This is a genomic window from Nonomuraea sp. NPDC050328 (genome assembly GCF_044459405.1).
In the GTDB taxonomy this organism is placed as follows: domain Bacteria; phylum Actinomycetota; class Actinomycetes; order Streptosporangiales; family Streptosporangiaceae; genus Nonomuraea.
Window position 1 is genome coordinate 175,141 of sequence record NZ_JBITIW010000007.1, and the last position, 14,691, is coordinate 189,831.

Genomic DNA, 14,691 nt, shown 5'->3' on the forward strand with positions numbered 1-14,691 from the left:
CCGATCAGCCGGGCAGCGTCACGGTCACCTCCAGGCCGCCGCCCGGCACCGGGCGCATCGCGAGGACCCCGCGGTGGGCTTCGACGATGGAGCGCACGATCGGCAGGCCGAGACCGTGCCCGGCCGTTCGTGCGGTGCGGGGGGCCAGGCGGTGGAAGGGCTCGACGATCAGCGCGAGGTCGGCGGCCGACAGGAGCGGGCCGGTGTTGGTCACGGTCAGCCGGGTCGCGAAGGAGTCCTGGGTGAGGCGCACCTCGGCCCGGCCGCCGGGGTGGTTGTGCCGCACCGCGTTGGTCACGAGGTTGCCGACGAGCTGGCGGAGCAGGGTGGCGTCGCCGACGACGGTGGCGGGCCGTACCGAGGTGGTGAGCGTGACGTCGCCCGGATCGACGGCGGCGACCACCTCGGCGACCAGCCGGGCCAGGTCGGCGGGGTCCGCGGCGGTCAGGCCGTGGTCGGCGAGGGTGAGCGTCAGCAGGGCCTCGGTGATGTCGATGCTGCGCTGGTTGGTCTCCAGCAGCCGCCGCCCGAGCTCCAGCAGGTCCTGGCCCTCCGGGTCGGCGAGCGCGACCTGGAGCATGGTCCGCGTGGTGGCCAGCGGCGTGCGCAACTCGTGCGAGGCGTTGGCGGTGAACCGGCGCTGCGCCTCGAAGGCCGCGTCGAGGCGGGCGAGCATGGCGTCGAAGGTGTCGGCCAGGTGCTTGAGCTCGTCGGCGGGCCCCTGGAGGCCGATGCGTTCGTGCAGGTTGCCGGAGGCGACCGCGCGCGCCGTGGCGGTGATGTCGTGCAGCGGCGCCAGCACCCGCCCGGAGATCCACCAGCCCAGCGCGAGGGCCGCCACGCCGAGCACGGCCAGCCCGAGCCCGCTGAACAGCAGCAGGGTGCGGAGCACGTCCTCCTTGTCGCTGATGTCCAGCGGGGCAGCGGCGGTGGGCATCGGCGTGGGGACCCGCGCCCCGCTCTCCTCCGCCGCCGGCGTGGGGAAGACGTAGCGCGGCGCGAACCGCATCAGCAGGTAGACGAAGGCCACCAGGGCCGTCCCCGCCACCACGAACAGCCCGCCGTGGACGAGGGTGAGCCGGGTGCGGACGGTGAACCGGCTCACGGCCGCCCGCCCAGCCGGTAGCCGACCCCCGTCTCGGTGTGGATCAGGGGCGGGTCGCCGAGCTTGCGGCGCAGCGTGGAGACGGTGATCCGCACCGCGTTGGTGAAGGGGTCGGCGTGCTCGTCCCAGACCTTCTCCAGCAGGCGCTCGGCGCTCACCACCCCGCCCGCCGCCCGCATCAGCAGGTCCAGGACCCCGAACTCCTTGCGGGTCAGCCGCAGGTAGCGCCCGTCCCGGTAGGCCTCGCGCCGGAACGGGTCCAGCCGCAGCCCGGCGTGCTCCAGCACCGGCGGCGTCGCGGGAGCCGCCCGCCGCTGCAGCGCCCGGAGCCGGGCGACGAGCTCGGGGAAGTCGAACGGCTTGGCCAGGTAGTCGTCGGCGCCCAGCTCCAGCCCGGCCACCTTGTCGTCCAGCCGCGCCGCCGCCGTCAGCATCAGGATCCGGCACCCGGGCTTCAGGACGGCCAGCGTCCGGCAGATGTCGTCGCCGGGCACGCCGGGCAGGTCGCGGTCGAGCACGACCACGTCGTAGTCGTGCACCGCGAGCCGTTCCAGCGCCGCGTCGCCGTCCAGGGCGACGTCGACGGCCATCGCCTCGCGGCGCAGGCCCGCCTGCAGGGCTTCGGCCAGGTAGGGCTCGTCCTCGACCACCAGCACCCGCACCCGCGCCACCCCTCGTTCCGGCCGCGCCCAGTCCAGCAGGCCGGGCCTATGGCGAGCGTATGGATTTTCCGCGACGCCCGGCAGACGGCCCGCTTGGTGAGCTGGCCGCCCTGACGGCCACATCGAGGGGGTACGGCATGCCGTACGGTGCCGAGAACGCGTTCCGGAGGAGCCCGTCCGGCCGGGTGATCGCCGAAGCGCTGGGAGTCTGGCTGCTGAGCCGGCTCGGGGTGGCGCTGCTGGCGGCCGGGGGCGCGTGGTTCCTGAACCTGGGCCGCGACACCGGGCACCTGGAGCGCTGGATGCGCTGGGACGCGGTGCACTTCGTCACCATCGCCCGCGACGGCTACGCCGATCCGGCCGACCCCGGGCTGCCCGCCTTCTTCCCCGGCCTGCCGCTGGCCCTGCGCGCGGTGCACACGGTCGTGGGCGACTGGACGGCGGCCGGGTTGCTGATCTCGCTGGTCGCCGGGGCGGTGGCGGTCTGCGCGCTGGCGTTGCTGGCCGAGCGGGAGGGCCCGCCGGGCAGCGGGCGGCGGGCGGTGACGGCCCTGCTGCTCGCGCCGCCGGCGGTGTTCCTGTTCGCCGGGTACACCGAGGCGTTGTTCCTGGCCTTCGCGCTGCCCGCCTGGCTGCTGGCCCGGCAGGGCCGCTGGGCGGCGGCCGCCGGGTGCGCGGCCGGGGCCAGTTGCGTGCGCGTCACCGGCTTGTTCCTGGCCGTGGCGCTCGTCGTGGAGTTCGGCCTGGCGTGGCGGCGCGGCGAGGCGCGGGTGCGCTCGGGCGGCTGGCTGGTGGTGCCTTTCCTCCCGTTGGCCGGATACAGCCTCTACCAGTGGACCCGCACCGGTGACTGGCTGGCCTGGCAGACCGCACAGCGGCTGGGCTGGGGCAGGGAACTGGTGTGGCCGTGGGAGGCGTGGCGGACGAGCTGGGCCGGAGCCTGGGACGTGGACAACGCCTTCACCTGGGCCTTCCGCGGCGAACTCGCGGCGGCGGTGCTGGGGGTGGCGCTCACCTGCTGGCTGGCCCGGCGCCGCGACTGGGGCGCGTTCGCGTATGTCGGGCTGCAGGTGGCGGCCCTGGTCACCTCGACGTTCTACATGTCGATCCCGCGGGCGGCGTTGTTGTGGTTCCCGCTGTGGCTGCTCCTCGCCCGCGACCGGCGCCGGCTGGTGGTGTACGCCTGGGTGGCGGGGCCGTTGATGGCACTGCACGTGCTGGTTTTCACCAACCACCTGTGGGCGGGCTGAGCGGAAAACAATTCGCCTTTGCCGGCGATAAAAGAAATGCAAAAAACCGAGGCCCGCGCCGTGCGGCGCGGGCCTCGGTCCATGTCAGGCGTGAGCCTTAGGCGGGAACGATGTTCTCGGCCTGCGGGCCCTTCTGGCCCTGGGTGATGTCGAAGTTCACCTTCTGGCCTTCCTGGAGCTCACGGTAGCCCTGGGCGGCGATGTTCGAGTAGTGGGCGAAGACGTCAGCGCCGCCGCCGTCCTGCTCGATGAAGCCGAAGCCCTTTTCCGCGTTGAACCACTTCACGGTGCCAGTAGCCATTTTCTTTTCTCCTTCTGGGGCAGTGCCCGTAAGGTCCGCACTGTGCGGGCCTCGCATCGCCGCGATGATTACCCCGTCCGGAAAAGCACCGGCAATACAAAGTGCCCACTCCGGCTCATGTCTCCGGTGAAGGCACTTGAAGTCTTTGGGAACCACAACTGCAACCAACAGAGACACTAGCACAGTGCCGGAATCAAAGAAGAGCGCAGGCCCGGAATATACACGGACATGGCATAAATCTGACCGAGCGCCGCGCCAATTTCTGTACTTGCGGCACCAGATATTCGATCGCCCTGACCACGGTGTGCCGAATTGCGGGTTCGCGGGATCCCAGGCTCAGCCGGGCAACCGCAGGTCGGCGAGGAGTGGCAGGTGGTCGGAGGCGTCGCTGGGCGGCACCGTGACCGAACTCACCCCGACGTCCGGCGAGGTGAACACGTAATCGATCCGCCAGCCGGTGGCGGGGTAGGTGATCCCCGCTCCCGCGCCGGCCTGCTGCCAGGCGTCGCGCAGGAAGCCGGTCAGGGCGCGGATCTCCGGGGTGCCGGGCTGGGCGTTGAAGTCCCCGGTCAGCACCACCGGTCCAGGCCGTCCGGCGACCAGGACCGCGACGGCCCGGGCCTGGTCGAGCCGCTCGGCGGCGTCGGTGTCCTGCAGGTGGGTGGTGAGGACCTCGACGGGCCGGCCGTCCGCGACGACCGTGACGCTCAGCAGCCCGCGCCGCTCGTTGCCCGGCGCCCCGGGCAGGAAGTTGTTGCCGTTGTCGCGCAGGGGCAGGCGGGACAGGATCGCGGTGCCGTACCGGCCGCGCGGGCGGCCCGGAGCGGGCGGATCGAAGTCCACGTTGGCGCCGTAGGCGAGGTCCATGCCCAGGTCGTCGGCCAGCCACCCGGCCTGGTCGGCGAAGTCGCTGCGCGGCGAGAGGTGCCGGTCCACCTCCTGGAGGCAGGCGACGTCGGCCTCGCCCGCGCGGATCACCTCCGCGACCCGCCGCAGGTCGAGCCGGCCGTCCGGGCCGCGCCCGTGGTGGATGTTGAAGGTGAGCACCCGCATCGCCGCTGTCCTTTCCTGAGGGGTGCGGTCCGCGACGGCGCCGCGGACCGCACGGGGGTCAGGAGGTGGTGATCTCGTACAGGGCGATATTGCCCCACTGGAGGTTCGCGTCGTGCACGGTCAGCCGGATCTTGCGGGTGCTGACCGGGCTCGGCAGGGTGATCGTGCTGGTCTCGACCTTGGCGCTCAGCTCCTGCCAGGCGGGCCGGTGGTGGGCGGCCTGGCTGACCCAGCGGGTCCCGTCCCAGGTGTCGAGGGAGACGTCGGTGACGCCCTGCCCCTTGGCCCAGGCGGTGTGCAGGGTGACGGCGGCGATCGGCCGGTCGCTGCCGTAGTCCACCACGAACTCGCCGGGGAAGCTCACCCCCTCGCTCACCGAGGCCCACGGGCTGCCCGGGTCACCGTCCACGAGCGCGTCCACGGTGTGCGTCGGCGAGGTCTGGAAGGTCGTGCTCGCCACCGTGGACGGCCCCGGCCGGTACGGCTCGCCCGCCGCGGGCACGCCGAGCGCGATCTCGTTGATCTGCAGCGGACCCCCGGCCGCCGCCTTGACGATCAGGCGGACCCGGCTCGCGGTGACGGTCTCGGGCAGGGTGATCGGCTGCCGCTCGACGGTGTCGTCGTCGGTCTTCCAGACGAGCTTGGCGCTCCCGCGGCTGACCCAGTCCCGGCCGTCGTGCGTCTGGACCTCGGCCTCGGTGACCGCGCGGGAGGCGGCGTGCGCGGCCGAGACGGTCACCGTGCGGAAGGTGCGGGCGACCGGGTAGGTCAGCTCGACGGTGCCGGGCAGGCGCGGCTTGGGCACGCTGCGCCAGGCGGTGGCCTGGTCGCGGTCGGCCAGGCGCTCCAGGTGGCCCTGGGGCACGAGCGTGGCGGCCACCCGGGCGGGCGCGATCTCCCGCTGGAAGGCGCCGAGGTCGGGGGCGCCGTCGGGGATCGGGGTGCCGGCGTAGTCGCGCCCGGCGTCCAGGGTGCCCTGGGCGAAGAGCCCGGAGTCCACGGTCACGCCGGCGTCGAGGGCGGGCGAGCCGGGCAGGGGGCGGTAGCCGGCCGGGTCGGCGGAGCCGGGCTCGGCCAGCTTGGGGTCGGCGACGACCGGCGCGTGGTCCTGGCCGGTGGGCGGCCGGCCGTTGCCGCCAGCCTTGCCCCAGTAGAGGTTGTGGTCGTAGACGATGCCGTTCTTGTTGTCGAAGCCCGCGCCGGCGAGGTTGACGAACACGTTGTTGCGCACGGTCACGTCGGCGGCGTTGTTGTACAGGCGCACGACCTGCTCGAACGGGTACTTGCCGGCCCCGCTGAAGGGCGGCTTCACCTCGACGACGCGGTCGGTGATGTAGAGCGTGTTGTTGAGGAAGTGGGTGCCGGTGGTGGAGGTCGAGGCGGCCAGGCCCTCGAAGCCGTCGTCGCGGCTGACGTTGTAGCGCACCACGGTGTCCCGGGTCGGGGCCGCGGCGAAGGAGACCGCCAGGAAGAAACCGCCGTCGTTGTGGTGGCTGTAGTTGTACTGCACGAGGCTGCGGTTGTTGTCGGCGTCGGCGTCGAAGCCGTGGCCGTCGCTGCCGGGGCCGTTGAAGCCGGTGTGGGAGACCTCGTTGTGCTGGACGACGATGTCGTCGTTGCCCTGCCACCAGATGCCGACGTTGCCGCCGGTGGTCTTGGTCCGGCCGCGTACGGCCCGCTCCACCCGGTTGCGTTCGATGACGGCGCCCGCGGTGTGCATCGGGGTGATGCCGCCGCCGGTCACGTCGTGCACGTAGTTGTCGCTGATGCGGACGCCGGTGCTGGGCGTCCAGGTGACGACCTCGCTGTCGGGGATGCCGGTCTCGACGGGGTACAGGCTGGTCATGCCGCTCCGGCGGGACCAGGTGGACCACATGATGATCCCGTACGAGCCGATCCTGGAGATCTCGTTCTTCTCCACGACCAGGTTGTGGAAGTAGGTGGGCGTGGTGTTGCCCCGGATGGAGATCAGCAGGCCGGCCGCGGCGACGCTGTGGCCGCCCTGGCCGTTGACGCCGTGGATGGTCAGGTTCCGGAGCGTGACGTTCTCCAGCCGGCCGGAGTCCTTGGCGTACAGGTTGACGCCGCTGCGGTAGGCGGAGGTGTCGGCGCTGTAGTTGGTGACCTCCAGGCCGTCGACGGTGAAGTCGTGCACGTCGCTGATCCGGACGGCGGACTCCACCAGGCCCTGGCCGTCGATCACCGGCTTGGGGCCTTCGCCGTACGAGCCGACGAGGGCGGGCGCGCCCGGCGCGCCCGCGCCCTGGAGGAGGAGCCGGCCCTGCCAGCGCTGACCGGCCCTGAACAGCAGCCGGTCACCGGGGCCGAGCCGCAGCGTGCCGGCCTTGGCCAGCGACTTCCACGCGGTCGTCCGGCTGGTGCCCGCCGCCGTGTCGTCGCCGGACTCGGCGTCGACGTAGAAGGTGGTGCCGGCGGCCCGCGCGTGCGCGGGGGTGGCGAACGAGGCCATCATGGCGAGCAGGGCGAGCCCTGCCCACCCGAAGCGGGTACGCAAAACCTCTGGTCCTTTCGGAGGGGGGTTACTTGCCGATTCCGGCGGTCATGCCGTCGACGATGCGGCGGCCCAGCCACAGGTAGAGCACGACCATGGGGTAGATCAGGATGACGATCCCGGCGAACAGGCCGCCCCAGTCGGAGCTGTACTGCATGGAGCTGTAGAGGTTGAGCAGCGCCGCGGGCAGCGTGCGCTCCTCGGGCAGCGGCGCGATGAGCAGCACGAGCAGCGTCTCGTTCCACAGGCCGATGATGTTGAGCACGAGCACGGTCATCACGCCGGGCCTGGCGACCGGGAGCACGATCCGGACGAAGGACCGCAACGGGCCCGCGCCGTCGATCTCCGCGGCCTCCTCGATCTCGTGCGGCAGCGAGCGCATGTAGCCGGTCAGGACGAACACCGCGAACGGCAGCGACAACGCGACCTGGAAGATCAGCAGCGTGATGCGGTTGTCCCACCAGCCGGTGACCCAGTCCTCCATGAAGGTGTAGAGCGAGAGCTTGACCACCACGACCGGGATCACCAGCGTCTGCAGCGGGATGCTCAGGCCCATCGCGAAGTAGCCGGTCAGCGGCCCGGCCGCGCGCCGGTTGGACCGGGCGAGCACGTAGGCGGCGGGCGCCGCGAGCGCCACGATGAGCAGCGCGCCGAGCAGGGTGAGCGCGGTGCTGTTCAGCGCGGCGACGGAGAACTCGGCGGCCTGCCACGCGGAGGCGTAGTTGCCCCACTGCGGGTCGGCGGGCAGCGCGAACGGGTTGAGCCACACCTCGCCCGACTCCTTGAGCGACTGCAGGCCCACCCAGCCGACCAGCGCGAGGTTGAAGGCCACCCAGGCCCACAGGGCGATCGCGGTGACGCGCGGCAGCAGGACGTCGCCGATCAGGCGTCTCATGACAGCTCCACTCGATCGCGCCGGGTGATGCGCCGGGTCAGGGCGATGAGCACGGCGGTGACGATCAGCACCACCACGCCCATGGCCGCGGCACTGCCGAGGTCGGGCACGCCGCCGCCGGCCACCATGGAGAACTGCTGCACGGCCACCGTCCTGGCCTGCATGGGCGGGCTGCCCGGCGTGCCGGCGGTGGTGAAGGCGAGCACGATCTCGAAGATCTTCAGGCTGTTGACCACCCACAGCACAGCGGACACGGCGAAGACGTCCCAGGTCAGCGGCAGCGTGATGTGCCGGAACTGCTCCCAGCGGGTGGCGCCGACGATCTGGGCGTCCTCGTAGATGTGCGCGGGGATGGAGTCGGCGGCCGACATCATCAGCGCCACGTAGAAGCCGGTGCTCGACCAGACCAGGCCGCCCACGATGCACCGGAAGACCAGGTCGGGGCCGAGCCAGGGCTGCGGGTCGAGCCCGAGCCCGGTCAGCAGGGAGTTGACCACGCCCTCCGGGTTGAGCAGGAACCCGATGGCGGCGCCCACCGCGATCATCGAGATGATCATCGGCAGGAACATCACCGACCGGATGAACGCCCGGCCCTTGATGTGCCGTAGCACCACCATCGACAGGAACGTGAAGCCGAAGACCAGCCCGCCGCCGACGATCGCCAGCACGAACGTGTTCACGAACGAGGTGCGGAAGGCCTCGTTGGTGAGCAGGGCCAGGTAGTTGTCCAGCCCGCGCCAGGTCATCTCCGAGCCGGGGCCGGACCACTTGTTCAGGCTGACCCAGAAGCCGAACAGCGAGGGCGCCACGAACAGCGCGGTGTAGGCGATGAGCGCGGGCAGCAGGAACGGCCAGAAGGCCCGTTCGCGCCCGGGGCGCAGCGGCCTGCTCCTGACCGGTGGGGCCACCGGCGGCGCCTGGGTGAGGGTTCCCGCTCCCATGAGCTCAGTTCTTGTTCGCGAGGTAGTCGGTGGTCGCCTGCTTGCCGTTCTTCACGAACGCGGCGGCGTCGATCTTGCCGCCGATGAGCTGGTCGTGCAGCGGCAGGAAGCGGTCGTTCCACCAGGTCTTGTCGGCCGCCGCGTCGTCGTAGGTCTTGTGCGTGGCCGTCGCCTCGGCGACGGCCTGCTGCACGGCCACCAGGTGCTCGGGGGCGGGCACGTCGGCGCGCGAGGGGATGTTCAGCGCGGTGGCGGAGATCTGCTCGACGTACTTCTTCTGCAGCGCGAAGGCCAGGAAGCTCTTGGCCGTGGCCACGTTCTTGCCCTTGGCGTTGACGGCCCAGCCGAGCGTGCCGACCTCGACGGAGTTCTTGCCGCCCGCCGGGAGCTGGAAGGAGGCGACCTTGGCGCCGGCGGCCAGCTTGGGCTTGGTCTCGCTGGCCAGCCAGGTGCCGTTGAGGTTCAGGTCGTAGCGGCCCTGGGCCCAGGCGTCCTGCGCGGCCGGGAACTTGGTGGCCATGAAGTCCTTCTGGAAGTAGCCGCCCTTGGCGAGCTGGGAGACCCGCTCGGCGGCGGCGAGCACCTCCGGCCGGTCCCAGGCGGCGGGGTCGGTGGCCAGCGCCTTGAGGCTGCCGGCGCCGTTGGCGCGCACGAGGAGGCTGTAGAACCAGTACACGTTGTAGAAGTTGATCGTGCCGTCCTGGCCGATCGGGGTGCGGCCCTCCTTCTTCGCCCGGTCGAGGTAGGCGACGAAGTCCTCCCAGCTCTGCGGGGGCGTGGCGGCCAGGTCGGGGTGCTTGGCCGCGTCGAACCAGACGGCGGTGGAGATCACGGTGTGCGGGACGAAGGCGAGGCCCTTGTCGTTCGAGGACGCCTGCCGTACCGACGCGGGCAGGACGTCCTGGACGGTCTTGCCCTCGCCGGGCACCTGCGCGGTCAGCACGTCGTCGAGCGGCTCGACCAGGTTCTGGGCGGCGTAGGTGGCCAGGTTGTCGGTCGAGGTGTCGAACAGGTCGGGGCCCTGGCCCGAGGCCATCTCGGTGGAGAGGTTCTCGTTGCCGTTGCGGCCGACGAACTTGAGGTCGACCTTGGTGCCGGTCTGCTTGGCGAAGTCGTCCAGCAGGGTCTTGATGATCTTGCCTTGCGGCTCGTCGGCGCCCCAGGAGGAGCGGTAGGCCAGCGAGGCGGCCGGCGCGGCGCCGGCGTCGCTGTTCTTCTTGCCGCACGCGGCCAGGCCCAGGGCGAGGGCTCCGACGGTGAGGACGGCCGTCAACTTGCGCATGATGGATGCCTTTCAGGGGTGGGGGGTGAAGGGGACGACGGTGCCGGCGTGCCGGGCCTGCTCGGCGGCCCAGACCACGCGGTGGGTGGCGAGGCTCTCGCGGCCGCTGGTCAGCACGAGCGAGGGGTCGCCGCCGGCGACGGCGGCCACGAACGCGTCGAGCAGCCCGCCGTCGCCGCCGCCGTGGCCGGTGGCGGCCGAGGCGCCCGCGCCGGTGCGGGTGTCGATCACCGACACCTGGTCGGTGAGGAAGTCGTGCAGCCGCAGTGTGACGCCGTCGCCCTCGATCGAGCCGTGCGTGCCGAACACGCGCGTCTTGCGGTGCTCCAGGGCGGCGAAGGCGGTGACCGTGCAGGTGGCGGAGGTGCCGTCGGCGAACTCCATAGTCACGACCTGGGTGTCGACGACGTCGTTGTCGGCGGCGTAGACGCAGCGGCCGTAGGGTCCCTCGCGCAGCGCCGCCAGCACGCCGGCCTCGGTGTGGTCGTGCGTCACCGCCGACAGCGGCCAGAACTCCTGCTCCGGGTCGCCCAGGCAGCCGAGGTAGAGGCGCTTGGCCGAGTAGGGGCAGGTGGCCTCGATCGGGCAGTCGAGGCAGCGGGCGGCGGCGCCGTCTGGGCGCTGCTCGGGCCGGAAGTGCACCAGGTTGCCGAAGGAGGACAGCCGCTCGGGCAGCGCGCCCTTCAGGTGGACGAGCCAGTCGAGGTCGTGGCAGGCCTTGGCGAGCAGCAGGGGCGCGGACTCGGCCTCGTTGCGCCAGTTGCCGCGGACGAAGGAGTGCGCCATGTGCCACCAGCCGACCTGCTCCAGGTGCTGGATGTTCATGACCTGGCCGATGCGGCCCTCGTCGATGAGCGCCTTCAGCGTCCGGGTGTAGGGCGTGTAGCGCATCACGTGGCAGACGGCCAGCAGCACGCCGTGCTTCTCGGCGGCCTCGGCGATCACGGTGGCGTCCGCCTCGGTCGGCGCCATCGGCTTCTCCAGCAGGATGTGGTAGCCCAGCTCAGCCGCCCGTACGGCGGGGCCGACGTGCATCCGGTCCTGCGTGGCCACGATCACCGCGTCGGCCAGCTTCGGCCCGGCCAGCAGCTCGCTCCAGTCGGCGAAGACGTTCGCGGCGGGCAGGTCGTGCTCGGCCGCGAAGCTCTCCCGCCGGTGGCGGTCCGGTTCCGCCACCGCGACGACGCGGGCCCGGCCGCTCTCCAGGGCGTGGCGCGCGTAGCCGAGCCCGCGCAGTCCCGCCCCGATGACGGCGAGTGTGACCATGAGTGTTCTCCCCCGACTTATTAATGGTTAGTGTTTTTATTAGTTCGCGCCGGAGCCTGTCAAGAGCGAGAGGGAAGCGCTTTCCGGTGTGCCCCGGCGGCACGGGCCGCCGGGGCCGGGGCGTCAGCGAGTGGTGATCTCGTTGACCGACAGGTTGCCCCACGTGCGGTTGGCGGCCTTGACGACCAGCCGTACCTGCGTCGTGGCGACCGCGGCGGGCAGGGGTACGGCCCGGCGTTCCACGGTGGCCGTGTTGCTCGCCCAGGTGATCGCGGCGTCGGTCACCTGGGTGACCCAGGCCGAGCCGTTCCACGTCTGGACGTCCAGCTTGGTGATGCCCTGGCCCTGGCCGAAGTGCGTGGCGAGCACGACCTCCGACACCTGGCGCGAGCTCGGGTAGGTCAGCGTGATGCTGCCCGGCAGAGTGACCCCGGAGCTGGGGCTGGCCCAGGTCACGTAGTCGGTGCCGTCGGTGAGGCCGGCCGGGGTGGTCGACTGGCCGTTGCCGAACGTGGTGGCCACCGAGGCCGCGACCTCGTTGCTCCCGGAGCCCGCGGCGCGCTGCAGGCCGCCGAGGTCGGGCATGCCGGCGGGCAGTGCGGTGCCGACCGTGTCCCGCCCGCCGTCGAGCGGGATCTCCAGGCCCTGGCGGAGCACCGGCGAGCCGGCGGCCGGCAGGTATCCGGCGAGCCCGGTGATGGCGGTGGCCGTCCCCGGCGAGGTCAGCAGCGGATCGCCGGTCAGCGCCGCCTTGTCGCGCGACGGCACGGGACCGCCGTGGTACAGGTTGCGGTCGTAGACGACCTTCCCGCTGTCGTTGTACGGCAGGCCGGCCGAGTTGTGGATGACGTTGTTGCGGAACCGGACGCTGCCCACGCTGGAGTTCCACACCTTGACCAGGCTGAACGAGCCCCGGTCCGGATGGTCGCGAATGAAGGGCGTCAGCGGCACCCAGATGGTGTTGTTGTAGACGTCGATGTTGGTGGCGTTCGTCGACAGGGCGAAGACCTGGTTGGCGTCACCCTGGCTGACGTTGTAGCGGATGGTCGCCTCGGCCGGCCCGGTGCCGGTCGAGACGGCGATGAAGAAGCCGCCCTCGTTGTCGTGGCTGAAGTTGTACTGCACCAGGCTGCGGTGGGCGGAGGCGTCGGCGTCGAAGGCGTTGCCGTCGTGGGCCAGGCCCCAGTACTTGGTGCCGGACACCTGGTTGAACTGCACCACCGTGTCGTCGGTGCCGGCCCACCAGATGCCGACGTTGCCGTGGTTCTGGGCGGTCTTGTGCACCCGGTTGTGCTCGATCAGCGCCCCGGCGGCCTGCATGACGCTGATGCCGCCCGCGGAGATGTCGTGCACGTGGTTGCCCCGGACGACCACGCCGGTGCTCGGCGTCCACGGGCGGTAGTCGGCGGCCGGGATGCCCATGAGGTCTTCCCACAGGTAGGTCCAGCCCTCGCGCTGCATCCACTGCGACCAGGTGACGATGCCGTAGGAGCGGGAGTCGGCGACCTCGTTCCCCTCGATGAGCAGGTTCTGGTAGTAGGTCGGGACGTTCTTGCCCCGGGCGCTGACGATGATCCCGCCCGCCGACGGGTTGGACGACTGGTTGCCCGAGGAGGCGCCCTGGATGGCGTGCACGTGGTTGCCGCGGATGGTGATGCCGGGCACGGCTCCGGCGTCGGTGGCGCTGACCCCGATGCCGATGCGCGGGGTGGTCCCGGAGCCGGTGTTGGTCACCTCCAGGCCGCTGACCACGATGTCGTGCTGGTTCTGCAGCTTGACCGCGGCGTCCACCGCTCCCCCGCCCGCGATCAGCGGCTTGGTGCCGGTGCCGTAGGAGGTGATGGTGATGGGCTCGGCGCTGGTGCCCGAGCCCTTGGGCGCGAGCTGGCCGGTCCACTGGCCGCCGGCCTTGAAGCCGACGGTGTCGCCGGGCTGGAAGGTCTGGGCGTTGACCTTGCCGAGGCTCTTCCAGGCCGTCGCCGGGGTGCGGCCGTCGGCGGTGTCGTCGCCGGCGGGGTCGACGTAGTAGGTGCTCGTGGCCGCGTGCGCGGCGGGGGGCGGGACGGTCAACCGGGCGAGTCCGGTCAACCCGGCTCCGGCGAGGACCAGCGCTAAGGCCGCTCCTGCCAGACGTGCACTCCTTGCCATGGTGCTCCTCTGTGCCGCTTCTCTGCTGAGCCGACTTATTAACGAAGCGAGGTTAAATATGTAGCGGCCCAGGCGTCCCCGTCAAGGGATCCGGAAGCGGCGTCAGCCGGTGTGCGCCTCGGGGAGCGCGGCGTCCACGTCGTAGAGCCGGGCGTCCACGTGGTCGAGCGCGTGCCGGACCGCGCCGAGCACCACCGCCTGGTCCCCCAGGGTGGACACCGCCAGCGCGGGCGGCTCCAGGCAGAGCGGGTCGAGGTGGCGGCGCAACGGCTCCAGCAGCACGTCGCCCGAACGGGAGACGCCGCCGCCGATCACCACCAGTTCGGGGTCCATCGTCAGCACCACCGCGGCGATGCCCTCGGCCAGGTCGTGCGCGTACTGCTCGACCGCCCAGCGCGCGGCCGGGTCGCCCTGCCTGGCGGCCGCGAACACCAGGCCGGCCACCTCCTCCGCGGCCGTCCCCTCCGGCAGGCCCGGGCAGCCGGCCAGGTGCGAGGGGGCCCGATGCCAGCCGACCAGCCGCAGCGCGCCGATCTCGCCGGCCATGCCGCGGGCTCCGCCGTATAGTTCGCCGCGGATCAGCAGCCCGGCGCCGGTGCGGACGCCCGACAACACGAACGCCAGGTCCTGGATGCCGGTCGCCACGCCCTTCCACCGCTCGGCCAGCGCCGCCAGGTTGCAGTCGTTCTCGACCAGGACCACCGGGCCGAACTCGCCGCCCAGCTCGCCCACCAGGTCCACGCCCGTCCACTCGGGCAGCGCCATCGACAGCTTGACCACCCCGGCTCTGGTCACCACGCCCGTGGTGCCCACGCAGGCCGCCATCAGCCGCCCGGCGTCGAGTCCCGCGTCCTTCAGCGCCCCGGCGGCGGCGTTCCTGACGCCCTCCAGCCTGGCCGTCCGGCCCGCCTCCCCGGCCACCCGCACCACCGACCGGCCGGCCACCTGCCCTTCCAGGTCGCAGACCAGCGCGCGCACCGAGTAGGAGCCGACGTCCACCCCGAGCACGTACCCGGCCTCCGCCCGGAACCGGAACAACCTCCTGGGCCGCCCCATCTGCCCCGTCTCCGGCGGCACCTCGGCCAGCCACCCCACCGCCAGCAGGTCCTCGGCCAGGCCCTCGACCGTCGGCCGCGACAACCCGGCCCGCCCGGCCAGCTCCGTCAGCCCGATCGCCCGCTGGCCGCGCAACGCGCGCAGGGTGGTGACCATGTTGATCCGCCTCAGCCTGGACGTGTCACTGCCCCGCACCCGCATGCGGCTCCCCCTCGATGGA

Annotated in this window: 12 protein-coding genes; 1 reads left to right on the forward strand and 11 read right to left on the reverse strand. The window is 71.8% G+C overall.

Features of this window, described 5'->3' with window-relative positions; genetic code table 11:
• Positions 1–4 precede the first annotated feature (4 nt).
• Together ACIBG7_RS26115 and ACIBG7_RS26120 are read right to left on the reverse strand one after the other, a co-directional pair.
• Positions 5–1,105 carry a sensor histidine kinase gene (locus ACIBG7_RS26115; protein ID WP_397337879.1) on the reverse strand — a complete coding sequence of 367 codons (1,101 nt, stop codon included), beginning with the start codon at positions 1,103–1,105 and terminating at the stop codon, positions 5–7.
• Positions 1,102–1,767, reverse strand: a complete 666-nt coding sequence (locus ACIBG7_RS26120) for a response regulator transcription factor (protein ID WP_357932474.1) — start codon at positions 1,765–1,767, stop codon at positions 1,102–1,104. Before ACIBG7_RS26120 ends, ACIBG7_RS26115 begins: the two co-directional genes overlap by 4 nt.
• Positions 1,768–1,904: 137 nt before the next feature.
• Here ACIBG7_RS26120 and ACIBG7_RS26125 point away from each other — a divergent pair, with 137 nt between their 5' ends.
• The gene (locus ACIBG7_RS26125) at positions 1,905–3,017 is read left to right on the forward strand and encodes a hypothetical protein (protein ID WP_397337880.1); all 1,113 of its coding nucleotides are present in this window, start codon (positions 1,905–1,907) and stop codon (positions 3,015–3,017) included.
• A 97-nt stretch (positions 3,018–3,114) separates the two neighbouring features.
• Here the strand turns inward: ACIBG7_RS26125 and ACIBG7_RS26130 are convergent, their stop codons facing one another.
• The 9 genes from ACIBG7_RS26130 to ACIBG7_RS26170 form a co-directional block, all read right to left on the reverse strand.
• A complete protein-coding gene (locus ACIBG7_RS26130) occupies positions 3,115–3,318 on the reverse strand; it encodes a cold-shock protein (protein WP_357932468.1) in 204 nt (67 codons plus the stop codon).
• A 336-nt stretch (positions 3,319–3,654) separates the two neighbouring features.
• Positions 3,655–4,371: an endonuclease/exonuclease/phosphatase family protein gene (locus ACIBG7_RS26135; RefSeq protein WP_397337881.1), complete on the reverse strand. Its 717-nt coding sequence runs from the start codon at positions 4,369–4,371 to the stop codon at positions 3,655–3,657.
• A 58-nt stretch (positions 4,372–4,429) separates the two neighbouring features.
• On the reverse strand, positions 4,430–6,886 hold the full coding sequence (locus tag ACIBG7_RS26140) for a discoidin domain-containing protein (RefSeq protein ID WP_397337882.1): 2,457 nt from the start codon (positions 6,884–6,886) through the stop codon (positions 4,430–4,432).
• A gap of 25 nt (positions 6,887–6,911) precedes the next feature.
• Positions 6,912–7,778: a carbohydrate ABC transporter permease gene (locus tag ACIBG7_RS26145; protein WP_397337883.1), complete on the reverse strand. Its 867-nt coding sequence runs from the start codon at positions 7,776–7,778 to the stop codon at positions 6,912–6,914.
• The gene (locus ACIBG7_RS26150) at positions 7,775–8,719 is read right to left on the reverse strand and encodes a sugar ABC transporter permease (RefSeq protein WP_357932456.1); all 945 of its coding nucleotides are present in this window, start codon (positions 8,717–8,719) and stop codon (positions 7,775–7,777) included. The genes ACIBG7_RS26145 and ACIBG7_RS26150 overlap by 4 nt, the downstream gene beginning before the upstream one ends.
• Positions 8,720–8,723: 4 nt before the next feature.
• A complete protein-coding gene (locus ACIBG7_RS26155) occupies positions 8,724–10,001 on the reverse strand; it encodes an ABC transporter substrate-binding protein (RefSeq protein ID WP_397337884.1) in 1,278 nt (425 codons plus the stop codon).
• A 12-nt stretch (positions 10,002–10,013) separates the two neighbouring features.
• Positions 10,014–11,267: a Gfo/Idh/MocA family protein gene (locus ACIBG7_RS26160; RefSeq protein ID WP_397337885.1), complete on the reverse strand. Its 1,254-nt coding sequence runs from the start codon at positions 11,265–11,267 to the stop codon at positions 10,014–10,016.
• Between the two features lie 123 nt (positions 11,268–11,390).
• Positions 11,391–13,415, reverse strand: a complete 2,025-nt coding sequence (locus ACIBG7_RS26165) for a right-handed parallel beta-helix repeat-containing protein (RefSeq protein WP_397337886.1) — start codon at positions 13,413–13,415, stop codon at positions 11,391–11,393.
• A gap of 102 nt (positions 13,416–13,517) precedes the next feature.
• Positions 13,518–14,627 carry an ROK family protein gene (locus ACIBG7_RS26170; RefSeq protein ID WP_397337887.1) on the reverse strand — a complete coding sequence of 370 codons (1,110 nt, stop codon included), beginning with the start codon at positions 14,625–14,627 and terminating at the stop codon, positions 13,518–13,520.
• Between the last annotated feature and the right edge of the window lie 64 nt (positions 14,628–14,691).